We start from the raw sequence: 20307 nt of genomic DNA on the forward strand, positions 1-20307 counted from the left end.
CATTTAATCTTTAACCAAACCTAAAAAGCCTTTCCGTTTTTGTTTTATAAATCCTCTATATCATATTCAGTATATCCCTCATAATAGTAACTAATATCAATGCCTTTCATGAATACTTCACGACTATTTATTTCATCTACTAGTGCATTTTGGAGTAAATGCTTAATTTCAATGTCTTTAATTGGGCTGCGTTCCATTGCCAGTAAATAATCTTCTTTATCAATTTTATTCCAGTCGACCACCTGATGAAGTTCATTTTTAAAGATTAAACCTAGCCATATTCTAGTCGCTCTACCGTTTCCTTCTCTAAAGGGGTGGGCAATATTCATTTCAACATACTTTTCAACTATTTCATCAAAGGTTGTTTGTGGCATAGTGCTTATATGCTCTAATGAATGGCTTAGGTACATAACAGGGGCAAAACGAAAATTCCCCTTCGCTACATTAACCTTTCGAATCTTTCCAGCAAAGAAATAAATATCCTCAAATAGGTATTTATGAATGTCAGAAAGACCCTTGAATGTGCCAACTTCTATGTGGTTTATCTCTCCTGAATCATATAAATTTTTGACTTTCATTTTTGATAGTCGTTCTTCTGCTCGATTCAATTCTAACTGATTTTTGATACCTAATTTATTTTCTAACACGATCATTCTCCTCTTTTTCTGCAATTAATTCTTTTAGCATATTCAAATCTTCTTTTGTGGCTAGATTCTTAATGAAGCTTCTAGCCATAGTTTTATAATTGAGGTATTTCGCTTGTTCTGGATTGCGTTTTTTATAGTTCTTTGTGGCTTCGTTTTGCGCTTTGCTGTATGCCATTCTATCCACTCGCTTTCAAGTCTATAAGTACATGATATATTACTTAGTAATATATTAAACAAAAAATAAGATAGAGCCGAAGCCCTAGTCTATAGCCTTATCAAATATATAATATTAGAATGCGATTCTCGTTACTACTTAAATCATAAAAGGTATTTTAGTTAACACATTCTTATTTTTATTTTGCAAACAAATGATTGCCAATTTCTGCAATGGTTTGACGTGTTGTAATCTATTTGTCAGTAGCTGTTTTAAGATTATAAAAATAAAGCCAATCTGAATTTTTTCCTTTTGAGGTAAGTGCTTCTTCTACTGCTATTTTCGCTTCGTGTATAGCAGGTTGATTCATTCTCCCATCTGTAACTGTTGTAAATGCATAACCATTTTCTTCAGCTTTTTGCAATTGTCGATAAGCCTGGATTTTACTAATGGAGTGATTTCCTTTTTGAGAAGGAAATCACTTGTTACGAAAATGCTATCATTCCCGTTTATAAAGGGCTTTTAAAAGAAAATATGATTTTTCATCATAATATAATAAACAAGAGTTAAAAAAGCTAAAATTGAAAAGTTATAGATACTAAATCTTATAAGGTACATTTTACTTTTTTGTGGATTGCTCTTCATAAAAAGTTTAAATGAAATCACGCTTGCGAGGGACGCAACAATTGTACCGAGTCCCCCTAAATTTACCCCTATTAATAAAGGCTGCCAATTCACGGAGAATTTTGATAAAAAAATCGCAGCTGGTACATTGCTTACCAGTTGGCTTAAAATGATCGAACTGAAAAAGATAGATGTGGGACTTTTGAGAGTTTCACTTGCAAATGTTTGAATCACTCTTACTTCCGATACGTTTCCTATAAATATAAAAAAACATATAAAAGTAATAAGCAATACATAATCAATTTTCTTCAATAGTTTTATATCAAGTATACATGCGGTTCCCAATGCGATAATAAACGCAAGTTTGTAGCTTAAAAAGCCTAATATGGATGCAGATATGATACAAAATAGGATTCCCCATACCGCTGCCTCTTTTTTATTTTTTATCGAAATAGACGGAAGTTCCATTTCTAATGGTTTGCTTTTCAATCTTTGGTTAAGAAATAATAACAGAACAATTCCAAGAACTACTAATAGAAGGATTGTTGTAAAAAATTGTATAGGCTTTATTCCGTAGTTAGTAAATATGAAAAGATTTTGAGGGTTTCCCATAGGAGTTAAGCTACTCCCGATGTTAGCCGCAATTGTCTCTAGTATAATAGTATCCAACATAGAAGTTTGTATCATCTTACTAATGATAAGTGTTAATGGTACAAATGTTATTAATGCCACATCATTCGTTACAAGCATAGAACTAAAGAAGCATAATAAAATTAAGATGGTTGAAACACTTTTACTATTATGACATTTACTTAGTATAGCGATGGCAAACTTATCCAATAATTTCAGATTGTCCAGAGCTTTAACTACAAGCATAAGATTAAATAAGCTGATCAATACTTTAAAATTAATATATTCTAGTTTTGGTGCATGGAATAAACAACTTCCAATTGCTAATAAGAATGATATCGTAAATACAATATCTTTTTTAAAAATTTCAAATTTCAAGTTCACTTTTTTTTCGTTTTTCACATAAATATGTCCTTTCATCAATCCCCACTTCAGTACTATTTATTTTACCACACGCCTATGTTTCTTGCATTTGAAACCTCAATGCACTTAAAAGCACCATTCATATAATACTGATAACAATCAAACGGAATAAAGAAGATAAAAATGATATGCAACACTTTCTTATAAGTCATCCTTCATATATAGAATTCTAATTATTATTTTAGAACATTCATTGTAACCTTAGCAGCCTGCGCGATCAATTCGTTATTATAGGTAGCATCTTTTTTATCTCGGGTGGACAAAATTGTGATGATAATAGGTTCTCTGTTCGGTGGCCAAACGATAGCAATATCATTTCGTGTTCCGTAGTTTCCAGCTCCTGATTTATCACCGACTTCCCAATCTTTAGGTACACCTGCGCGGATCAGTTTGTCTCCTGTAGCGTTTCCGCGCATCCAATCCGTCAAGATTTTACGCTTGTCAGCTGTGAGTATACTTCCGACTGTGAAAGCTTTAAGGTCAATAGCAAGCGTTTTCGGTGTAGTTGTATCACGAATGTCTCCTGGAATAGCTTCGTTCAAATCTGTCTCAAAACGATTAGCACTAGTAACCTTATCACCAATCTGTCTAAGTGCCTTTTCAAATCCTTTAGGGCCGTCTAGTTTCTTAAATAAAAGGTTTCCGGCAGTGTTATCACTGTAACGGACAGCAGCTTCTGCAATTTCCCCAAGAGTCATACCCGTATCTACATATTTCTCTGTAATTGGTGAATATGCGACGAGGTCATCTTTTGTATAGGTAATCATTTCATCGAGTTTGTCCATTGAGTTTTGTTGTAACAGCACTCCTGCAGCCAGAGCTTTGTAAGTAGATGCGTAAGCAAACCGCTCATTAGGTCGATAAGCGACTGTCCGGTTTGTGCCGGTGTCAATCGCATAGACACCAATCCGGGCATCAAACGTTTTCTCAAGTTGAGCGAATTCTTGATGAGTCGCATGATTTGTATGTTTTGTTTGCTCGTTTTTTTCTTTTGCCTTTACTTGCAATGGTTCACCTATAAGGAGTTTTATACTTGTAAGACTCAAACTTACTATCCCAACACACATCCCTATTTTTAGCAGCCTTGTACTTTTCAAAATGATCGATCCTTTCATCTTTTAAATGAAGTGTAGTGCTTTAAAAAGAAGATGTATTCTTCACGAAAACAAATCTTTTTAACATTACCGTTTTTTTTGCTCGTTCAATATTTCCATCCCCATTAAACAATTCTAAGTCACATTATAAACGAAAAATTTATGTCATGTTATGATTTTTGCTTTCACGTAAAAACTTTACCATTTCAACAAATGGTTCATATTTAATTGATTCCAAAGCAAGATTTCCGGCTCCATAAGGCTGAAACTCTACACTGGTACCATTTGCACGATGGAATGTAGATTGATGTTTTATTGTATGTGGCGTACTATCACATGCCCATCAAGCTAATACTTTAAACTATCCCCGTTGTTCTTTTTACCCCTTCATTTTAATCTTAAAACCGCAGTTGTTTTAAAGATTGCCTCACCAAAAATATAAACAGGAAATCTATTATACTTATCGAATATTTTAATTTGATTATATAAAATAAGAGGTGAACAATGAAAGAACTTCCAATTACAATTCATTTAGATCATGTTACGTTTCAATTAAAAGAGCATCAAGATTTTGAGTGGCTGACAAAACTCGGAAAAGTGTTTGCTGTATTTGATGAGCAAGACTCCGGAAATCTATCTTTTGGTATAGAACAAGATGGCATTCAATCATTTGTTAAATTTGCTGGCGCGAAACCAATGAATTATGAAGGGAAACCTAGTGATGCGGCTCGATGTTTAAAACAAGCTGTTCCTCTCTATCAAGAACTCAAACATCACCATCTCATTTCATTAAAGGATCATTTTGAAGTAAACAATGGGTATGTCGCTATTTTTGAATGGTTTCATGGAGAATCACTAAGACCTAAATTACAAAATCAGCTTAATCTCGCTTCTTCTTTTGAACGTTATAAGCAGTTACCGATTGAAAAACGTCTTACTTCTATAGATTGTATTTTCAATTTTCATGTACATGTTGAACAACGAAACTATGTCGCTATTGATTTCTATGATGGAAGCATTTTATATGATTTTAAAACCAATACAACTAAAATTTGTGATATTGATCTTTATGCGCAAAAACCTTATGTAAATTTCATGGGAAGAATGTGGGGCTCTTCACGATTTATGTCACCTGAAGAATTTGAATTAGGCGCACAAATTGATGAGAAAACAAATGTATTTAACATGGGGGCAATGGCCTTCTCTCTTTTAGGTGGTGGCTTGAATCGATCGTTTGCAAAATGGGAGGCTGGAAAACCTTTATATGATGTAGCCTGCCATGCTGTAGAGAGCGATAGAAATAAACGCTATACATCGGTAAAAGCGTTTTATGAAGCATGGTGTTCTGTATGATAATCTTCCTACTTCGTCATGATCTTTCATAAAATATAACAAAAAAGGAGCTACTGGGCTCCTTTTTTTGTTTGTACTCATACGAATACATTACATAGTTTTTTCTTTTACACATATTTGTGAAGGTGTATTAAAAATTAATATCCTCCGCCCCAGCAGCTGCATCCAACAATAATCAATAAAATAAATAATACAACTAATAAAGCGAATCCTCCACCAAAACCACAAGAACCACCGTAACTCATATTTTTTTCCTCCTTTTGGTTTCAAAACTAATAGGTAGTTGATTATTTTAACAGGTTCGTATTATACAGTATGTTTTTATCCACTTTTTGAGCGTGTCTCATTGAAATAAACGAAAACTTTCTTCTAAATTAGGCAATGGTGAGCTCCTCTTTTCCTTTAAAAGGGAAGAAAAACCTTAGACCGGCGATCACAAAATAGGAACTATCATGCTTGCTGTATGTTCCGTTTTTAACATTAAATTTCGTGCGTTTTTGCACAAGTCTTATCAAAAAAACAAAATGATCTAACTCATCAATTACAATTCATGTGGAAAAGAATCATTTTAAATCATTGTATTCTTATCGGAATTGTGAAATAATAAATAAAAAACTACTGTAACGGAGGAATAGAGTATGAAAACAATTGGGTTAATCGGTGGGTTAAGTTGGGAGTCAACATCTTTATATTATAAACATATCAATACACTTGCACTTACCCAATATAATCAAAATGCAAAACTCGTTTTATACAGCATGGATTTTGGGGAAATCACAACATTATTGCAAAATCATCAATATGAGGAAGTAAAACATGAATTAATTGACGTAGCAAAGAAAGTAGAAAGCTCCGGCGCTGACTGTATACTCATGTGTTCAAATACTGTTCATCAATTTGCAGATGAAGTAGAAAAAGCAGTATCTATCCCTCTCCTCCATATAGGTGATGTAAGTGCAGAAAAAATTGTGAAGCAACAGATTAAGCGCATCGGACTTCTCGGAACAAAACAAACAATGGAAGAAAATTTTTATAAAGCAAGGTTAGCGAATTATGGGATTGAAACAATGATTCCTCATGAAGATGAACGAAACTTGATCCACCATATTATTTTAAATGAGTTAAGTAAAGGTATCCTTTCACCGCAATCAAAAGAAACATTGTTACAAGTCGCAGCGAAACTAATTGAAAACGGCGCTGAAGGTATTTTATTAGGATGTACAGAAATTCCTTTACTGCTCTCGCAAAAAGATTTCTCTATTCCCGTGTTTGATACAGCTTATTTACATGCAGAAACTGCTGTGCAATTTGCAGGGTAACATCTTTCATGCGTATATAGAACATGTCAATCATTCGCAATATACGATCTTCTCATCTCATTTCATTTCATATGAAAGAATCATTTTGTGTTTTTAAAATAAGTACATGAAGAATAAAAATGTTATTCTTCATGTACTTAACGATTTACCCATTTGCTACTTGTTTTTGTTCCATTTGTTTCTTATCAGAACGCATCAAAATAGGCATGACAGCACTTGCTATAACAAATAGTGCACCTGTAAACTGAATAAAAGATGGAATGCTATTATTAAATAATACGTCTAAAAACAAAGAAAATAAGATATTCAAATACAAAAGCGTAGATAACTTTGATATTCGTGGTGTTAATTTATATGCTATTCCTCTAAACCATTGATTTCCGAGACTACCAGCTGCCATTAAAACTAAAAATAATAGTACAATTGGGCTCGACATAAATACTTCTTCGTAACTCGTCTTCGTAAAACAAATTGATAAGAATGCAGAGAGAATACTACCATATAAATAGGTGTAAGTCATGATAGAAAGATTATCATCAGTTTGTGCACTTCTATGTAAAAATATCTGTGAAAAAGCTAGCGAAATTCCAGAAAGTACACCTATTCCTAAATAAAATAGAGATTTAAAATCAATCCCCCCTGTTTTCAATATAAGAAACACTCCTAAAAATCCAAAAAGAGAAGCTACCATTTCCATTCTTGTCGCACGTTTTGTTTTGGAGAAGAGTGTAAAGAGACAGATAAAAATAGGTCCTGTATTATATAAAACCATAGCTATAAACAAGGAACTATTAGCTGCACATAGAAAAAATAACGCTTGAGAAAGAGTAATGGAAAACGCTCGTGGTAACTGCTTATAACTATTCAGCCAAAACTCTTTTCTTTGTACCCGATTCACAATAAAAGGAATTAAGAAAATAAACGGAATGAAAAATCTTGCTGTTAAAGTTAAAAAGAAATCTCCAGAAAAAATAGCATGTTCTGCGAAAAAACCAGATAGCGAAAAACTGAAACCTGAAAGAATCATATAAAATGATGCTTTCTTCATATTGTTCACTAATAAAGAACCTCCAATCTAGTAAATAGATAGACCGAGAAATATTCTTTTTGATTTCTCGGTCTTGTCTAGGCATAATCAATGACACTGTCTAAAGCATTAGAGTAGATGCATAAGATGAACTTTCATAACCTTTCTTTTTTTCATAAATCAGCCTTCTGCTTGTTGACTTCTTTCCATCACTACATTTTTAAGTGAAACTTTCATGTTCCAAAAATTTTTTGTATCATTATCATTTATGATAATATTAATTCTCCTTTAAAAATTAACCGCGCAGTACGAGTAATGCTAGATTGTTTAATAGAATACTTTCCATTTGATTCCACTACAATTGATTCTGTTTGAATTTGACCTGCTGGATGTTCAATAATTATTGGATTCGATTCTTCCTCTTTATATGAACCACTCTTCTTTACAATATGATTAGCAGTCGTTCCATTAATCTTTATTGCCGCAGAAAGTGCCAGCGACCCTGTTACAGCATGTGTGCTATGACATTGATGTGGAATAAAATATCGTGATGTTATCGTACCGGACTTTCTAGGTCTTGAGACAATTGCTATTTTAGGAATTACTTTATTAGACACATTCCCTAAATTGGCAAGTGCAGCTACTTCTTTTCTAATCATATCAATTTTGTTTAAAAACATCGTATTAGAATTCAATAATTCAGGGCTTTCATCTCCCTCAATACCAAGTTCATTCGCTTGAATAATAATTAAAGGGACTGAAACATCTATACAAGACACATTGATGCCTTCAATCACATCTATCTTTGATCCTGTAGGAAAAAGCTTTCCTGTAACAGATCCAACTGAATTCATAAAGTTCAGTCGAATCGGAGCGCCAGTTCCTGGAACACCATCAATTTTAACATCTCCACTATACAGTACGTTTCCATTTTCAGTCAGAACCTTTGACTCCACGATAGCATTTGTATTTACATTTCTAATTGTAACTGTCATTTCACCGGATTCAGCCTTTATTATGTCACTTTCAATCGCATATGGTGCCACAGCTGAAATAATATTACCGCAGTTTACACTATCATCTAGTACCATTTTCTTTAAATCTGCCTGCAAGAATAAATAGTCAATATCGATTCCTGGATCAGTTGATTTACGAATAATAGCAATTTTATTGGATAAAGGATCTAGTGTCCCCATTCCATCAACACCGCGAGCATTTCCAGCTCCTAGTACTTTTAAAATTACCTCATCCCTCAATCGTTTATTTGAAGGTAAGTGTTTATCTAAAAAAAATAATCCTTTTGATGTTCCTCCACGCATTACAAAACAAGGTATTTTCATTATAAGCATCTCCTTTTTTATAAAAATAACTTTAGTACTTTACATAAAAATAAATAGATATAATAGAACAACTATTTATTTTGTGATGATATGTTACCTAGTCAAAGAAAAAACTATGATTCTCCAAATATATAAACCTCCTATTTCGTTTATCATTTTTAAAGAATAGAAAAAAATAACTTTTATGTAAAACACCCCCTAACTTTATTATGTATTCTAGCAAGAAAGATAATAATAATTAATATCATTTCCTGTATAAAAACATGTTCTAAAATTCGGAACATTGATGATAAAAAAGCACATCGTCCTCTCATATAGATGACAATGTGCTTTTTCTTTCTATTTATTCTAGAAATTAGATTTGAAATAAAAATCGATTAGGGTGATTATATATTTTAAAAGTTACTTGATATTTGTTGCATTTGCTAATTACGAATTCGCTATAGTAAAGGGATGTTCATTGTCAGAAAGAGATTTTTCGTGTTGGAACATTGGTAAATAAATCGTAACAGATGTTCCAACGCCAACTTTACTCATAATACTAATTCTTCCTTGATGTCGTTCAATAATTTTATAGCTTAACATTAAACCAATTCCAGTGCCTTTCTCTTTTGTACTATAGAATGGTTCTCCTAACCTTTTAATACGTTCTTCTGGTATACCAATTCCCTCGTCTACCAAATCAATTATCACTTCATTTATTCTATTCGTTTTCATATGAATAAAGATTTTACCACCATCTGGCATCGCCTCGATTGAATTCTGTAAAATGTTAATAAATACTTGTTTTAATTGATTTTCACAGCACTCAATTACTAATTCTTTTGATTCAGATATAATTTCAATTTGAATATTTGTCATAATTGCTTTTGTATTAATTAATGAAACAACATTTTTCATAATAGAATAAAGATTTTTCTTTTCTGTAGGAATTACATCTGTTTTAGCGATTGATAAAAATTCGTGAAGAATAGACTCAATTCGTTCAATCTCTGAAAGCATAAGATCAAAGTATTTCTCTTGATCCTCTTTATTCATTTGAAAGAGCTGAATAAATCCTTTAATTACCGTTAATGGATTTCGAACTTCATGTGCTACTCCTGCAGCTAATTGTCCAATTGCTGCAAGTGTATCAGATTTATTTAATAACTCTTCTGTCTTTTTTCTTTCAGTAATATCACGAACAATAATCATAATTCTATCTTTCGATAATGGAAAACATCTAGCTTCAAAAAAGCTTATGCTTCCTTTCAAAGAAAGAGAATATTCGACAATAGCGATTGTTTCTTCTTTCTGTACTTGATCAATAGCTTCTTGGAATTGCTGTGCTACAGGAGATGGCAAAACTTCATCAAACTTTTTCCCCATAAACTCTTCTGCTGGTACATAAAATTTCGCAGGTGAACCGGCTTTATAATCTATAATCGTTCCATCAGCTTCTGTTAAAAAGCATAAATCTGGTAGCGCTTGAAAAATGAGTTCCAATTCGGATGTCTGTTCTTTTAACTGTGCTTCTATCTCTTTTAAATGGGTAATATCGACCCCAACAGCCCAGTAACTAAACCCAGAAACCGGAAAGCGATTGGATATATTAGACCACATAATTGTTTTTTGCTCACCATTTTTACAAGTTAAGTTCATTTCCCAATCTCGAAAATCTCTTCCGTAAGCAGCAAACTTTTCTTGGATTTGTCGGCGATAGTTTACATCTGGATATAATAATTCAAGAGCTTTTGGGTTTCCAATCATTTCTTCTGCTGTGTAACCCGTTACACTCTCACATTCACGATTCCATAAAATAAATTCACCATCAAGGTCAAGAGCATCAACCATAACGGGCATATTTTGTAAAATGGTATATAATTGCTCTTTCTCCTTTGAAAGCAATTGTAAATTTTGATTTTGGTTTTGAAGTTGAGTTCTCGCATGATTTACAATAAGACTGGAAAGTGTTTCGAAGTATTTTTGACAATAAACCATATCCTTTTTTATAGGACAAGCAATAAAAGACCCTAAATATTGCTCGTCTAAAAAAATGGGAATTTCAACCGTAGTCAATCTATGATTTATTTCTTGATCTAGACCGAATGAAAAAATACATTCTCTTTCAACATCAAGAAGTTGGTGTGATATATTTGTTAATTTATAAAACTGTTCCGCCATTATTTTTATTGTGTTCACATCAATGAGTTCCATTAACCGAGCACTCATTCCCTTTTCACCTCTATATGTAAATTTAATACCAATTTTTAACGCATGCTTCTTCATTATACGGATAATGGCCGTTCAGGTATATAGTAGAAGTAGAATTATTCAAATAAATTTTTATTTTTTAACGCTTTATCCAGAAGAATTCTCCTTCCTCAAGCGTGTGCAGGGCGATAGCCCAACGGTAGGTGGGAGATGAATTTCGGTTTGGCATAGCCAAAAGATTTTTGATAAACTAGAAACATGAAGTTCTTTGATAACTTGATATATAAGGTTGCAGGAAGAAAACAAAGTGCGAAAACCAAGCCGTTCGGTTCCTGCGTAAAATATCAACCGTAAAAAAGAACGTCCAAGCGTTGGACATCTAGGGGTGGAATAACCCGAAGTAACGCTCAGGGAGACGAAAGGTTGCTTTCGTCGTGGAACTGAGAAGCCCCTACTTCAAAATTCGTTAGAATTTAAGTGGCGGGTAGTTCACTAAGAACAACTAAAACTACTAATGAAGTAAATATGGAATTCACAAAATTTTCACAAATAACCATCAAAATATATACATCAATTCCAAAATATTCTATATAATATTTGTAATAAGGATTCTATAAGTCTCATAGAATACCTTACCCCTAATAAAAAAACAAAAAAGAATCCAAATTCGGATTCTTTTTTGTTTCAATCATGATCTTATGCCATTACATAATGATATAGAGCATGAGCAACACCGTGCTCTTCATTTGTTAATGTTTCATAGTGACACATTTCTTTTAACTCGTTAACAGCATTCCCCATCGCAATGGACATATTGGCTTTTTGCATCATGGAAATATCATTTAGTCCATCACCAATGGCTACTGTGTTTTCAAATGGAATATTAAGATATTCCGCTAATGTATATAATCCATTTCCCTTTTGAGCATCACAGTGATTAATCTCTAAATTATGCCAATAAGAAGCAGAAATAATTAACTTACTGTTATGCTGGAACTTTTCTTTTAATCTTTTTAATTTCGTCTTATCATAAGAGAAAGGTAAAAATTTGTGCACATATAACTCTTTGTTTATAATCGCTTTACAACTGTCTGTACTATGAAAAGCTGTATGTTCAAGGTAAAGCGCTGCAATGTTTTCAACCTCTTCTTCACTAAGGTTTATACCTAGATTTCGAATCGCTTCCATTTCTTTACGTACATTTTCTTCACCATACTTTGGTACGTATACACCTTTATCCGTATATAATTGATAATACATCCCTTGCTCTTCCAAATATTCTATAATTTCAAGTGCGTGCTCATTTTGTATAGCGTATCTTTTCAACATTGTTTTATCTTTATAAATAACTGCACCATTTTCTGCAATGATTGGACATTGTAAGTTTACTTCTTGTAACAGACGTTCAATGTCAACGATAGAACGTCCGGTACAAATGGCTACAACATGCTCCTCTTCTTGACATTTTCGAATCGCTTCTGCATTTTCTTTACTAATCATTTTATTTTTCGAAAGAAGCGTTCCATCTAAATCAATCGCAATAAGTTTCATTATTTCTTCACCACTTTCTAGGAATCCACGAAAAGATAGAAAGATATCGTTTCCATATCTAACGCAGTAACTACCTCTCAGTTATAATGTATGAAAAGCGTTTCAGGTCAAGAAATATTTCCATATCAATTCAAAATAAAAACGCCATCCTTCCCCCGAAATAAGATAGCGCTTTCATTTTGAATTATAACTGTTATGAGCTATATTGAATATATTTCATCTTACACCTATATATCTCTTTTCTTTCGGTTGGAATAAACACTTTAAATTTCTCCAGTTTCTTTCCATAAATATGAATGGTAACAACTTGTTCATTCGGTTCGATTTCAAGGATATGACAATCAGCTGGAGGAATGACTTTATCCGTTTCTCCTTCCCCTAAATATAACTGACCTAAATATTTCAATTGAAAAATTGATTCTTCTAATTGCTTGATTTGTAAAAAGTTTTTCACCTTAATTCGGCCAGAAAAAACTCCTTCTACTCCCCAAGCACCATCATGATCATGTAATGGTGTTGCTTGTCCGTCCTTCCATACAAGCGCAAGTACTTCAAAACGATCTAATGGGTCTTTATATAATAAATGACGAGCATATTGATTCATATTTGTTTTCTGTTTTTCTAATGGGAGCCATGCTTTCGTCTCTAAAAGTTTTTCTAAAAGTTTCTCAATTGTACAAACTATCGTTTCTTCATTTTTATTATTTTCAATACTAGCTGTTACATTACGAATAAACTGTTGAAAGATCTCGCTTTTTTGACACATTAACATCAGCATCATCCTCCACTCTATTTGATTTAGCCATACTTTCATCGTACGAGAGAAACCATTTCTTTACAATTGAGAAACATAACAACAAAGTGAACTTCTGCCTCACCTCGTTTTTGGGGAGGATGATTTAATGAATAAAAACGCAACATGAACGACAAGAAAAATAAGAAAAAGTGAATGAAAATGAGATTTATTATCAATAATATAATTAAGAAAAGGGTAACCGCCATATGGTTACCCCAAAAAATTAAACTTCTGGTATGAAAGTTTTACAATCTGTTTCTTCTGTTTTCGACGCTTGCTTTCCTTTATGACTTACTACATAAATTGCATCGGCATTACATCTGTTACCGTTGCCCCAATATTTACAGTTGTTTACTTCACATAAAACATCTTGTGCCATCAGTATCACACCTCCTTATGCTTTTATCATTCACAAATTCATGAGGTCTGATACTTCTACTTTCTGTTAGAATTATGATTCTTGTTGAATAGCACTCCCGTCTTTCGCTGGTTGATTTTCAGCCCTTACGGCAGGTTTTAAATGATAAATTGGCAAAATCACAAATAACCCAATGATAAATAATACAGCTGTTCCTTCATAAAGTATACTAAGTGAAAATACTTCTTTTAATGAACCAGCTATACTCATCGTGAGTACCATTGACCCTGTAAATAGTGGACTTAAGATTCCATTTACACGTCCGATAAAGTCTGTATCAGAGTTTTGAATAATAAGTGTATTAATGCCAATTTGAATACAAGGAAGAGCAAGACCGCTAAACAGTTGTGCCGTAAGTGTAATCCATAAGTTTGTAGAGAAACCAATGATCCCAATGCCAATTGCTTGTGCAAGTAACCCAATCATTAACATCTTTTGCGGTGCAACATTTTTCGCAAATACCATCGCGAATGCACCGCCAATGATCATACCGGCTCCGTTTACAGTCAATAACCATTGCAAACTTTCCTTAGATAAACCAAGTTGCTCTGTTACGATAAAAATTCCTAACGGCTGAATAAGACCAATTCCTAATCCTGCAGCCATAAAACAAATACCGAGTAACGTTAATGTTTTTTTAGCTAACACATACTTAATGCCATCTGCCATTTCTTGCAGTAAACTCACTTGTTTCTTTTCCGCCTTCATCTCCACATCTTTTGGCAAAAATAACAAGACGATAGCCGCAAGTAAAAAAGCAACTCCTGTTACGACAATTGAAATATAAATACCGAAGCTTTGAAAAACAAAAGTGCCAAGTATAGGACCAAGTATCATAAATATCGCAAAAATCGTTTGATATAACGACATGGCTAATTGGATCTCTTCTGCTGATAAATGTTGCTTAAATAACTTCATACCAGAAGGCTGGGAAAATTGCGAAAGAATCGCTGAGATTAAAGTAACGAAGAAAACGATTTTCCATGTACCAAACATCAATGTGAGAAGGACTGCAAATACAGATAAAGCACTTAAAGCTTCGCACCAAATCATCGTTTTTCGTGGTTTCCAACGATCCGCAAATGTTCCCCCAATGAATGAAAAAATAAAAATAGGTGCAAACTCCGCAACTGAAATCATAGAAATCGCAAACGCATTTCCTTTCGTCATTTCCATGACATACAGCAATACTGCAAAATTCCGAACCCATATTCCGATTTGTAAACATAGTGCTGAAGTAAGAATCCCTTGCACAAAACGATTTTTTAATACTTGTGACATACCAACTTTTTGATTTATTTCGGCACTTACTGACATAAAAAAGCCCCCTATTTTCGTTCTGAATAAGAGGCAGTACAAATCATATGAAAAAAGACTGTATATTCGCAGCGCGAACCACATCCCTTTTATACAAAAATGTACATACTAATCCTATCCAGAAGAAGATTTCGTTTTTTAACGAAGATTTCTTAACAAATAGAATTAGTTGATCATTGGGATGTCTTCACCCTTCCGTTTCGATTTTAATTTACACATACATACTCTATGTAAACGAAATATGATGTATGCGTGTCTCACATACCTAAATTCTAGAAAGTTAATGGTAATTCCTTTAAAGAACGCATTAAATAATTACCTTCCCATTTTATATCTTCTCTCTTTCCTTTTATTTGTAATCGAGGCATACGTTTTAACAATGTAGCAATTCCGATTTTTGCTTCTAATCTAGCTAATGGTGCTCCTAAACAAAAATGCCCTCCATGACCAAAAGCGATATGACAATTATTTTCTCTTGTAATATCAAATACATCTGGATTTGCAAAAATTGTTTCATCCCGATTCGCAGAGGCTAAAGAAATCGTCACCATATCCCCCTTTTGAATCACTTGATTATGTATGTGAAAAGGCTCAGCTGCCCAGCGTGCCGTTGTAACCTCAACTGGAGAATAGTAACGTAAGCCTTCTTCAATTGCTGAACCAATAAGCTCTGGCCTTTCTTTTAATAACTGCAGTTGATCTGGATTCTCTAACAATGCTAACATTGTATTCGTAATTAAATTTACCGTTGTTTCATGACCAGCTACAATAAGCAACATAATCATGGAATAAAGCTCTGGTGCACTTAATTGACTGCCTTCACTTTCAGCTTGTATTAACCTACTAATTAAGTCTTCTTTTGGCTCTTTTCGTTTTAAATCAACTACGTATTGTAAATACGTAATAAACTCAGAAAGTTTTTCTTCATTCTCTATTTTTTCTTCTGGTATTTCAGGTGAAGCGATGACCGCATGAGACCATACTCGAAATTTCGCTTGATCTTCTTTTGGAATGCCGAGCATTTCACTAATAACAATGATTGGTAACGGAAAGGAAAAATCACTAACGAGATGAAAGGAACGCTTCTGTTCAACATGATCTAATAAAGTGTTCGCTATATGCTGAATTCGACTATGTAATTGTGAAACCATTTTGGGAGTAAATGCTTTTTGAACAAGTGCTCGCAAGCGGTTATGATCAGGCGGATCTGCATTTAACATATGTTTTGTTAAATGATCGCTATTTTCAATCGAAAATAATGATTTTAATTTTTCTTGAGAAAAAATATTTTCTGGATTTTTCTTTAACCGTGAATCTTTTAACAAAAACAGTGCATCTTCATATCTTGTAATCAACCACTCTATGCCTAATTCCCCTTTATATACAAACAAAATCGGTTGTAATTTACGTGATTCCTTATAAATTTCATACGCATCTTCTTTAAATTCAGGAGAAGCTAGCTTAATCCCATCCTTAATGTTTCGACCAACTTTGTTTTTTACAGACATCACATTCCCTCACTCTCATGTTTTATGAAAATCACGCCAACATATGAATTATAACCTATTACAAGAATGAAAATTATATATTTTTTGTTAATATATTACTTTTGGGCTTGAAAAATAAAAATCAAAGAGAAGAATATTCTCCTCTTTGATTTTTTTCTAAGCAAAGCACATAAAATTACTAATTTGTTGATAGCGATAACTCACTTTCCGGCGACGTCCAGCTTGCCACGTATAACCGGATACCCCACCTCTTCTTACTTCAGTTGGGAAAAACCATAAATCTCTTCCAAAAGGGCCAGGACGATGCAATCGTAAGTATCCCCATCTTCCTAAACAATTACACATCCACGATTTAATATTGCCACTTTGTACAGGTGCCGCAAATGTTGAAGGTACGGAAGGTGCTTGCGATGGAGGCGGTGACGTCGGTGCATCTTCCGCATCATCAGGGCGATACTCTTCATAATCAACCTCTCTCAGTTCCATAGCTTCTTCCTCATATCCTTGGTACTGCGAATACATAGTTTGATCGTAACCTACACCTGGATAATTAGGATAGTTATACATATGAAATGTTACCTCCTTTATCTATATTTCTTTCAACATTCATATGTCATCGGTCACCTAAAGGTAGCTTATATATCGCCCAAATTCATTTTATGAACTAAAAAAGCCTTACTTTTGAAAACATATCCTTCAAAAGTAAGGCTTTCATCTTTTTATCTATTTAATTTCACACTATAATAGCGCATTGCTTTTAAGGAACCTTTGGCTTGAAAAATATTTTGTTTTATTAATGTTTGTAAGCGATATTCAAGAAAAACATCCCCAACTAACTGTTCTACACGGCCAAGTACTTCTCCAATTACCTGAGCGGCTTTAGAAAAATCTTTATCTGCTCCTATTTCTTTTGCACATCGAATTATATATTCATCAAAATAATCTTCTACTACAGAATGAACTGTACCATCTTTCCAGATGCGTAAGAGTGCTGTGTTAGTAGATAAAGCGTTCCATTCTTTTATTAACGCTGCTCGAACTTCTTCTTTTAAATATCCCTTTTCTTTATATTGTTCAAGAATGATTGCTATATCTTCTGGATCTAGTTCACCCGTTCTACATATATCATACTCTTTATTCAATAACTTTTTTGGCACTTCTGAAGTGTTAATCATTCTAATATTTTTCTTATCTTTTAACATAGCAAGTACAAAGCAAAGCCCTACATGTTCATGAGCATTATCTGCTTTCCAAATCGTAACTGATGTATCTTTTGGAATAGAGCGCATCTCTTCTAATGAAGAAAGAAAGGACGGTAAATACTCTTCCTCAAAATAGAAATCACCTGTGCTTAAATTGCTAGATAACCATTTTTGCCTAGCAACTTGCCCTTTTTGATCATCTAAGTCAAAAATTGGCCCGACTGAAAAAATATCCGATAATGAAATGACATAATCTTGATGAAATCCTTCCTTTTTTAACGTGTGCTTTAAGCAACCTGCCGACGAATCACCAAATGCAATATGTACATGTTCGCTATCTTTTATGTGTAATGTAGGCTTTTGTGATTCTATTAATTGTTTTGGTATTTCTGCTACCATATGAATCATTTCTTCATCCCGATGTTCCGCTACAAGCTCAAGTTGTAGTAAAACAAGGCGTAACAGTGATTTTGCTTCTTCTTCTGACATGTTATCAATAATTTTCAGTAACTGATCTCTCATGCATATGTTCCCCTATTCATTTTTTGAAATAATCAAATGCTGATTCAGAGCCTCGCTCATCATTTCTGCAGGATACTTCGGTATTTTTGTCATTAAAGTTTGGTTTAAATTTTGATTGAGTTCTGCAATATTGATAAAAGGCTTCTGTTTCTCTACTAATTCAGCATAGAAATAATGGTCCACCATAAAGACCGCATCATTCATTTGCGAAAGAATACTGCGATTATTTATTGCTGCATATTGCATCGGTGAACTATCCTTTACATAATATTCAATCACTTCTGGTTCGACTCCATCTAATAACAAGTTTGTGACTAAGTTTTTTTGAAATAACGCCTCAAAATCTCGTAAATCTTTTTTCGTTACGCCATAAATGATGAAATGATACCGCGTTACATTATTCATCACGATTACACATTTCTTGCGATTGATTGTAAATAAATTCGCATGCCAACTATGTAAGTTATTACTTTCACTTAGGGCTATTTTCTCAGTTTTTAATCCCATTATATCTGCTAGTTTTTTTGTACATTGGATTAATTGCATATGAATTCCTTTCATGAAACCGTTCCACTCAAAATATAGAGTATCACTTCTTTTTTTATGAAAAGTATAACAGATTTCTTAGCTTGAACTAAAGTAACAATAGTATTTATTCAAATAAAAAACACAATCCACTCTCTTATAATTGAGAGGGAATTGTGAGTTCAATTAAACATGATACCGATTCCGTCTTCGCTCCATTCTTGTTTGACCTAGTGTTGTCGTTTCTTGTTGCTCATGTTGCGGTTCTTGTTGTATTGCGTGGATATTTTCTTCACGCATTGATTCATATAGACGCTTGTCTTTTGATTGAGTAGATGTTCTTCCGAATTTTAGCATTTTAATTCTCAGTTTCGGTAAACGTGGAATACGAATGTGAAATGTAGGTCTCATTCGTTTCTTTTTTTGTTTTAATACATTTGGTGTTTTTTGTTTAAAATGATCATTTTTACGACGAAATCCATTTGCGAATAAACCACCTACTAAAAAGCCCGCTATGAGTAATAGTAAATACAATTTTTCTGTTGTGAGTAAATTCATCATACGCCCTAAAACAACTAATGATTGTACTTCTTTTACATCCCATAACACTGCTCCCCATAGCGCAAGTAATCCAAACGTAATTCCATATGTACGGAAGCGAAGGACGGCTGGAAGTAAAGCGATACATGCAGCAATTTTTGCGTTTGCTAGTAATGAACTCGTTGTTACGTATTGATCCCAAATACCCATCAAAAACGTGATAAATATAGTATAAGCTAACCAACTACAAACACGAGAACTCGTTTGTTTTGTATAATAACTACCAAAACTCGTAAAAAATAATAATCCACCTATAATGAGTGATAATGGTAACGGGATTTGTTTCATGACCCCCGCAACCGGGAACAAACCACTAAGTAACATTAACAATACATCAAGCTTTTTCACAATGTTCCATCCCTTTCAAAACTTCTTTCATTTCCATTTTGTACAGGAACTGTTGTTATTTTTTCAGCACTGCTTACTTTTAAACAATGCCATATAAAAGCATTTTTCATATTTTCATAACTATTATTCCTAAAAGACATCTTAATCCTGCTTGCATAAAAAGTAAATACAAAAAGCAAAATTATAATTGACAATCGCTCCCTACATTTTTATGAAGAAATGACAAATCCCGTTCTCTAGAATACATGGGATTTGTCATATGTTTAGAAGCATTATTCGTTATTTTTTAATGATTTTGTTGCTTCTGAGTACGAAGGAGGTTCTGGATTATCCTTCTTTATTTTTAATCCAATATATCCGCTTATGATAGCAAATAGGAAAATACCTTGCCACGAAATCATAATAGGATCCATAAAATAATCAATTGTCATAATGAGAATATATGTTTTTCCTGCATCGAATATAAACGGAATCCATCCTTTGCTTGTTTGAATCAAATCAAGAGATTTCAAAGCTTTTGGTATATTGTCCACAATGAGTGAAAGCGGAAGATCGGTGAATAGATACACGATAAAGAACATAATGAGAGCCTGATTCGATTCATATTGCAGTCCTACTATTTGTAATAACACCAATTCAATCCATGTAAAACTAAGTAAAAGAATCGCTATGATCAATGTACAGATTACAATCATCTTTCATTTTTTCACAATTTC

General features: G+C 33.4%; 20 protein-coding genes and 1 pseudogene. 2 read left to right on the top strand and 19 right to left on the bottom strand.

Annotation, left to right across the window (positions count from 1 at the left end; genetic code table 11):
* Window positions 1–44 precede the first annotated feature (44 nt).
* From fic to bla, 5 genes and pseudogenes are all read right to left on the bottom strand, one after another.
* Window positions 45–653, bottom strand: coding sequence for a protein adenylyltransferase Fic (gene fic / locus MR058_RS05815; protein WP_277926462.1), 609 nt, complete (start codon window positions 651–653; stop codon window positions 45–47).
* Entirely contained in the window at window positions 634–822 is a 189-nt protein-coding gene (locus MR058_RS05820; protein WP_242143070.1) for a hypothetical protein, read from the bottom strand. Before MR058_RS05820 ends, fic begins: the two co-directional genes overlap by 20 nt.
* A gap of 232 nt (window positions 823–1054) precedes the next feature.
* Window positions 1055–1273, bottom strand: a pseudogene (locus tag MR058_RS05825) (hypothetical protein); the annotation flags it as partial.
* A 50-nt stretch (window positions 1274–1323) separates the two neighbouring features.
* On the bottom strand, window positions 1324–2475 hold the full coding sequence (locus MR058_RS05830; protein ID WP_242143071.1) for an SLC13 family permease: 1152 nt from the start codon (window positions 2473–2475) through the stop codon (window positions 1324–1326).
* Window positions 2476–2654: 179 nt separating this feature from the next.
* Window positions 2655–3593 carry a class A beta-lactamase gene (gene bla / locus MR058_RS05835; RefSeq protein WP_242143072.1) on the bottom strand — a complete coding sequence of 313 codons (939 nt, stop codon included), beginning with the start codon at window positions 3591–3593 and terminating at the stop codon, window positions 2655–2657.
* Window positions 3594–4076: 483 nt separating this feature from the next.
* Between bla and MR058_RS05840 the strand changes: the two genes are divergently transcribed.
* The gene (locus MR058_RS05840; protein WP_242143073.1) at window positions 4077–4925 is read left to right on the top strand and encodes a protein kinase domain-containing protein; all 849 of its coding nucleotides are present in this window, start codon (window positions 4077–4079) and stop codon (window positions 4923–4925) included.
* Between the two features lie 137 nt (window positions 4926–5062).
* Here the strand turns inward: MR058_RS05840 and MR058_RS05845 are convergent, their stop codons facing one another.
* A complete protein-coding gene (locus MR058_RS05845; protein ID WP_000120182.1) occupies window positions 5063–5170 on the bottom strand; it encodes a YjcZ family sporulation protein in 108 nt (35 codons plus the stop codon).
* A gap of 393 nt (window positions 5171–5563) precedes the next feature.
* On the opposite strand from MR058_RS05845, the gene MR058_RS05850 reads away from it, so the two are divergent.
* Window positions 5564–6244 carry an aspartate/glutamate racemase family protein gene (locus MR058_RS05850; RefSeq protein WP_242143074.1) on the top strand — a complete coding sequence of 227 codons (681 nt, stop codon included), beginning with the start codon at window positions 5564–5566 and terminating at the stop codon, window positions 6242–6244.
* A gap of 145 nt (window positions 6245–6389) precedes the next feature.
* Here MR058_RS05850 and MR058_RS05855 read toward each other — a convergent pair whose 3' ends face one another.
* The 13 genes from MR058_RS05855 to MR058_RS05915 all read right to left on the bottom strand — a co-directional run bounded on the left by MR058_RS05855 (window position 6390) and on the right by MR058_RS05915 (window position 20286).
* Window positions 6390–7292 carry a DMT family transporter gene (locus MR058_RS05855; protein ID WP_242143503.1) on the bottom strand — a complete coding sequence of 301 codons (903 nt, stop codon included), beginning with the start codon at window positions 7290–7292 and terminating at the stop codon, window positions 6390–6392.
* A 245-nt stretch (window positions 7293–7537) separates the two neighbouring features.
* Window positions 7538–8611, bottom strand: coding sequence for a 2-methylaconitate cis-trans isomerase PrpF family protein (locus MR058_RS05860; RefSeq protein ID WP_242143075.1), 1074 nt, complete (start codon window positions 8609–8611; stop codon window positions 7538–7540).
* Between the two features lie 429 nt (window positions 8612–9040).
* Window positions 9041–10822: a PAS domain-containing sensor histidine kinase gene (locus tag MR058_RS05865; protein ID WP_242143076.1), complete on the bottom strand. Its 1782-nt coding sequence runs from the start codon at window positions 10820–10822 to the stop codon at window positions 9041–9043.
* 678 nt (window positions 10823–11500) lie between these two features.
* Window positions 11501–12355, bottom strand: coding sequence for an HAD family hydrolase (locus MR058_RS05870; RefSeq protein ID WP_242143077.1), 855 nt, complete (start codon window positions 12353–12355; stop codon window positions 11501–11503).
* Window positions 12356–12548: 193 nt separating this feature from the next.
* A complete protein-coding gene (locus MR058_RS05875) occupies window positions 12549–13127 on the bottom strand; it encodes a cysteine dioxygenase family protein (RefSeq protein WP_242143078.1) in 579 nt (192 codons plus the stop codon).
* A gap of 247 nt (window positions 13128–13374) precedes the next feature.
* Window positions 13375–13530 carry a DUF1540 domain-containing protein gene (locus tag MR058_RS05880; protein ID WP_242143079.1) on the bottom strand — a complete coding sequence of 52 codons (156 nt, stop codon included), beginning with the start codon at window positions 13528–13530 and terminating at the stop codon, window positions 13375–13377.
* Window positions 13531–13602: 72 nt separating this feature from the next.
* Entirely contained in the window at window positions 13603–14886 is a 1284-nt protein-coding gene (locus tag MR058_RS05885) for an MFS transporter (RefSeq protein WP_242143080.1), read from the bottom strand.
* 272 nt (window positions 14887–15158) lie between these two features.
* Window positions 15159–16394, bottom strand: a complete 1236-nt coding sequence (locus MR058_RS05890) for a cytochrome P450 family protein (protein ID WP_242143081.1) — start codon at window positions 16392–16394, stop codon at window positions 15159–15161.
* A gap of 156 nt (window positions 16395–16550) precedes the next feature.
* Window positions 16551–16961 (bottom strand): hypothetical protein, encoded by a 411-nt coding sequence (locus tag MR058_RS05895; protein ID WP_242143082.1) that lies wholly within the window; start codon window positions 16959–16961, stop codon window positions 16551–16553.
* Between the two features lie 152 nt (window positions 16962–17113).
* Entirely contained in the window at window positions 17114–18118 is a 1005-nt protein-coding gene (locus tag MR058_RS05900; RefSeq protein WP_242143083.1) for a DUF1835 domain-containing protein, read from the bottom strand.
* Window positions 18119–18130: 12 nt separating this feature from the next.
* Entirely contained in the window at window positions 18131–18679 is a 549-nt protein-coding gene (locus tag MR058_RS05905; RefSeq protein WP_242143084.1) for a DUF6933 domain-containing protein, read from the bottom strand.
* Window positions 18680–18829: 150 nt separating this feature from the next.
* Entirely contained in the window at window positions 18830–19591 is a 762-nt protein-coding gene (locus MR058_RS05910; protein WP_242143085.1) for a DUF3959 family protein, read from the bottom strand.
* Between the two features lie 272 nt (window positions 19592–19863).
* Window positions 19864–20286, bottom strand: coding sequence for a YrvL family regulatory protein (locus tag MR058_RS05915; protein WP_277926463.1), 423 nt, complete (start codon window positions 20284–20286; stop codon window positions 19864–19866).
* Window positions 20287–20307 lie beyond the last annotated feature (21 nt).

Origin of the sequence: Bacillus cereus group sp. BfR-BA-01430 (assembly GCF_022663115.1) — a bacterium.
Lineage (GTDB): Bacteria > Bacillota > Bacilli > Bacillales > Bacillaceae_G > Bacillus_A > Bacillus_A cereus_BD.

Coding starts and splice junctions, on each gene's coding strand:
- MR058_RS05860 (WP_242143075.1), bottom strand. CDS start 8,611: ATGAAAATACCTTGTTTTGTAATGCGTGGAGGAACATCAAAAGGATTA.
- MR058_RS05900 (WP_242143083.1), bottom strand. CDS start 18,118: ATGAGAGATCAGTTACTGAAAATTATTGATAACATGTCAGAAGAAGAA.
- MR058_RS05870 (WP_242143077.1), bottom strand. CDS start 12,355: ATGAAACTTATTGCGATTGATTTAGATGGAACGCTTCTTTCGAAAAAT.
- MR058_RS05885 (WP_242143080.1), bottom strand. CDS start 14,886: ATGTCAGTAAGTGCCGAAATAAATCAAAAAGTTGGTATGTCACAAGTA.
- MR058_RS05865 (WP_242143076.1), bottom strand. CDS start 10,822: ATGAGTGCTCGGTTAATGGAACTCATTGATGTGAACACAATAAAAATA.
- MR058_RS05840 (WP_242143073.1), top strand. CDS start 4,077: ATGAAAGAACTTCCAATTACAATTCATTTAGATCATGTTACGTTTCAA.
- MR058_RS05855 (WP_242143503.1), bottom strand. CDS start 7,292: ATGAAGAAAGCATCATTTTATATGATTCTTTCAGGTTTCAGTTTTTCG.
- MR058_RS05820 (WP_242143070.1), bottom strand. CDS start 822: ATGGCATACAGCAAAGCGCAAAACGAAGCCACAAAGAACTATAAAAAA.
- MR058_RS05905 (WP_242143084.1), bottom strand. CDS start 18,679: ATGAAAGGAATTCATATGCAATTAATCCAATGTACAAAAAAACTAGCA.
- MR058_RS05830 (WP_242143071.1), bottom strand. CDS start 2,475: ATGAAAGGACATATTTATGTGAAAAACGAAAAAAAAGTGAACTTGAAA.
- MR058_RS05875 (WP_242143078.1), bottom strand. CDS start 13,127: ATGTTAATGTGTCAAAAAAGCGAGATCTTTCAACAGTTTATTCGTAAT.
- MR058_RS05880 (WP_242143079.1), bottom strand. CDS start 13,530: ATGGCACAAGATGTTTTATGTGAAGTAAACAACTGTAAATATTGGGGC.
- MR058_RS05890 (WP_242143081.1), bottom strand. CDS start 16,394: ATGTCTGTAAAAAACAAAGTTGGTCGAAACATTAAGGATGGGATTAAG.
- MR058_RS05895 (WP_242143082.1), bottom strand. CDS start 16,961: ATGTATAACTATCCTAATTATCCAGGTGTAGGTTACGATCAAACTATG.
- MR058_RS05850 (WP_242143074.1), top strand. CDS start 5,564: ATGAAAACAATTGGGTTAATCGGTGGGTTAAGTTGGGAGTCAACATCT.
- bla (WP_242143072.1), bottom strand. CDS start 3,593: ATGAAAGGATCGATCATTTTGAAAAGTACAAGGCTGCTAAAAATAGGG.
- MR058_RS05845 (WP_000120182.1), bottom strand. CDS start 5,170: ATGAGTTACGGTGGTTCTTGTGGTTTTGGTGGAGGATTCGCTTTATTA.
- MR058_RS05915 (WP_277926463.1), bottom strand. CDS start 20,286: ATGATTGTAATCTGTACATTGATCATAGCGATTCTTTTACTTAGTTTT.
- fic (WP_277926462.1), bottom strand. CDS start 653: ATGATCGTGTTAGAAAATAAATTAGGTATCAAAAATCAGTTAGAATTG.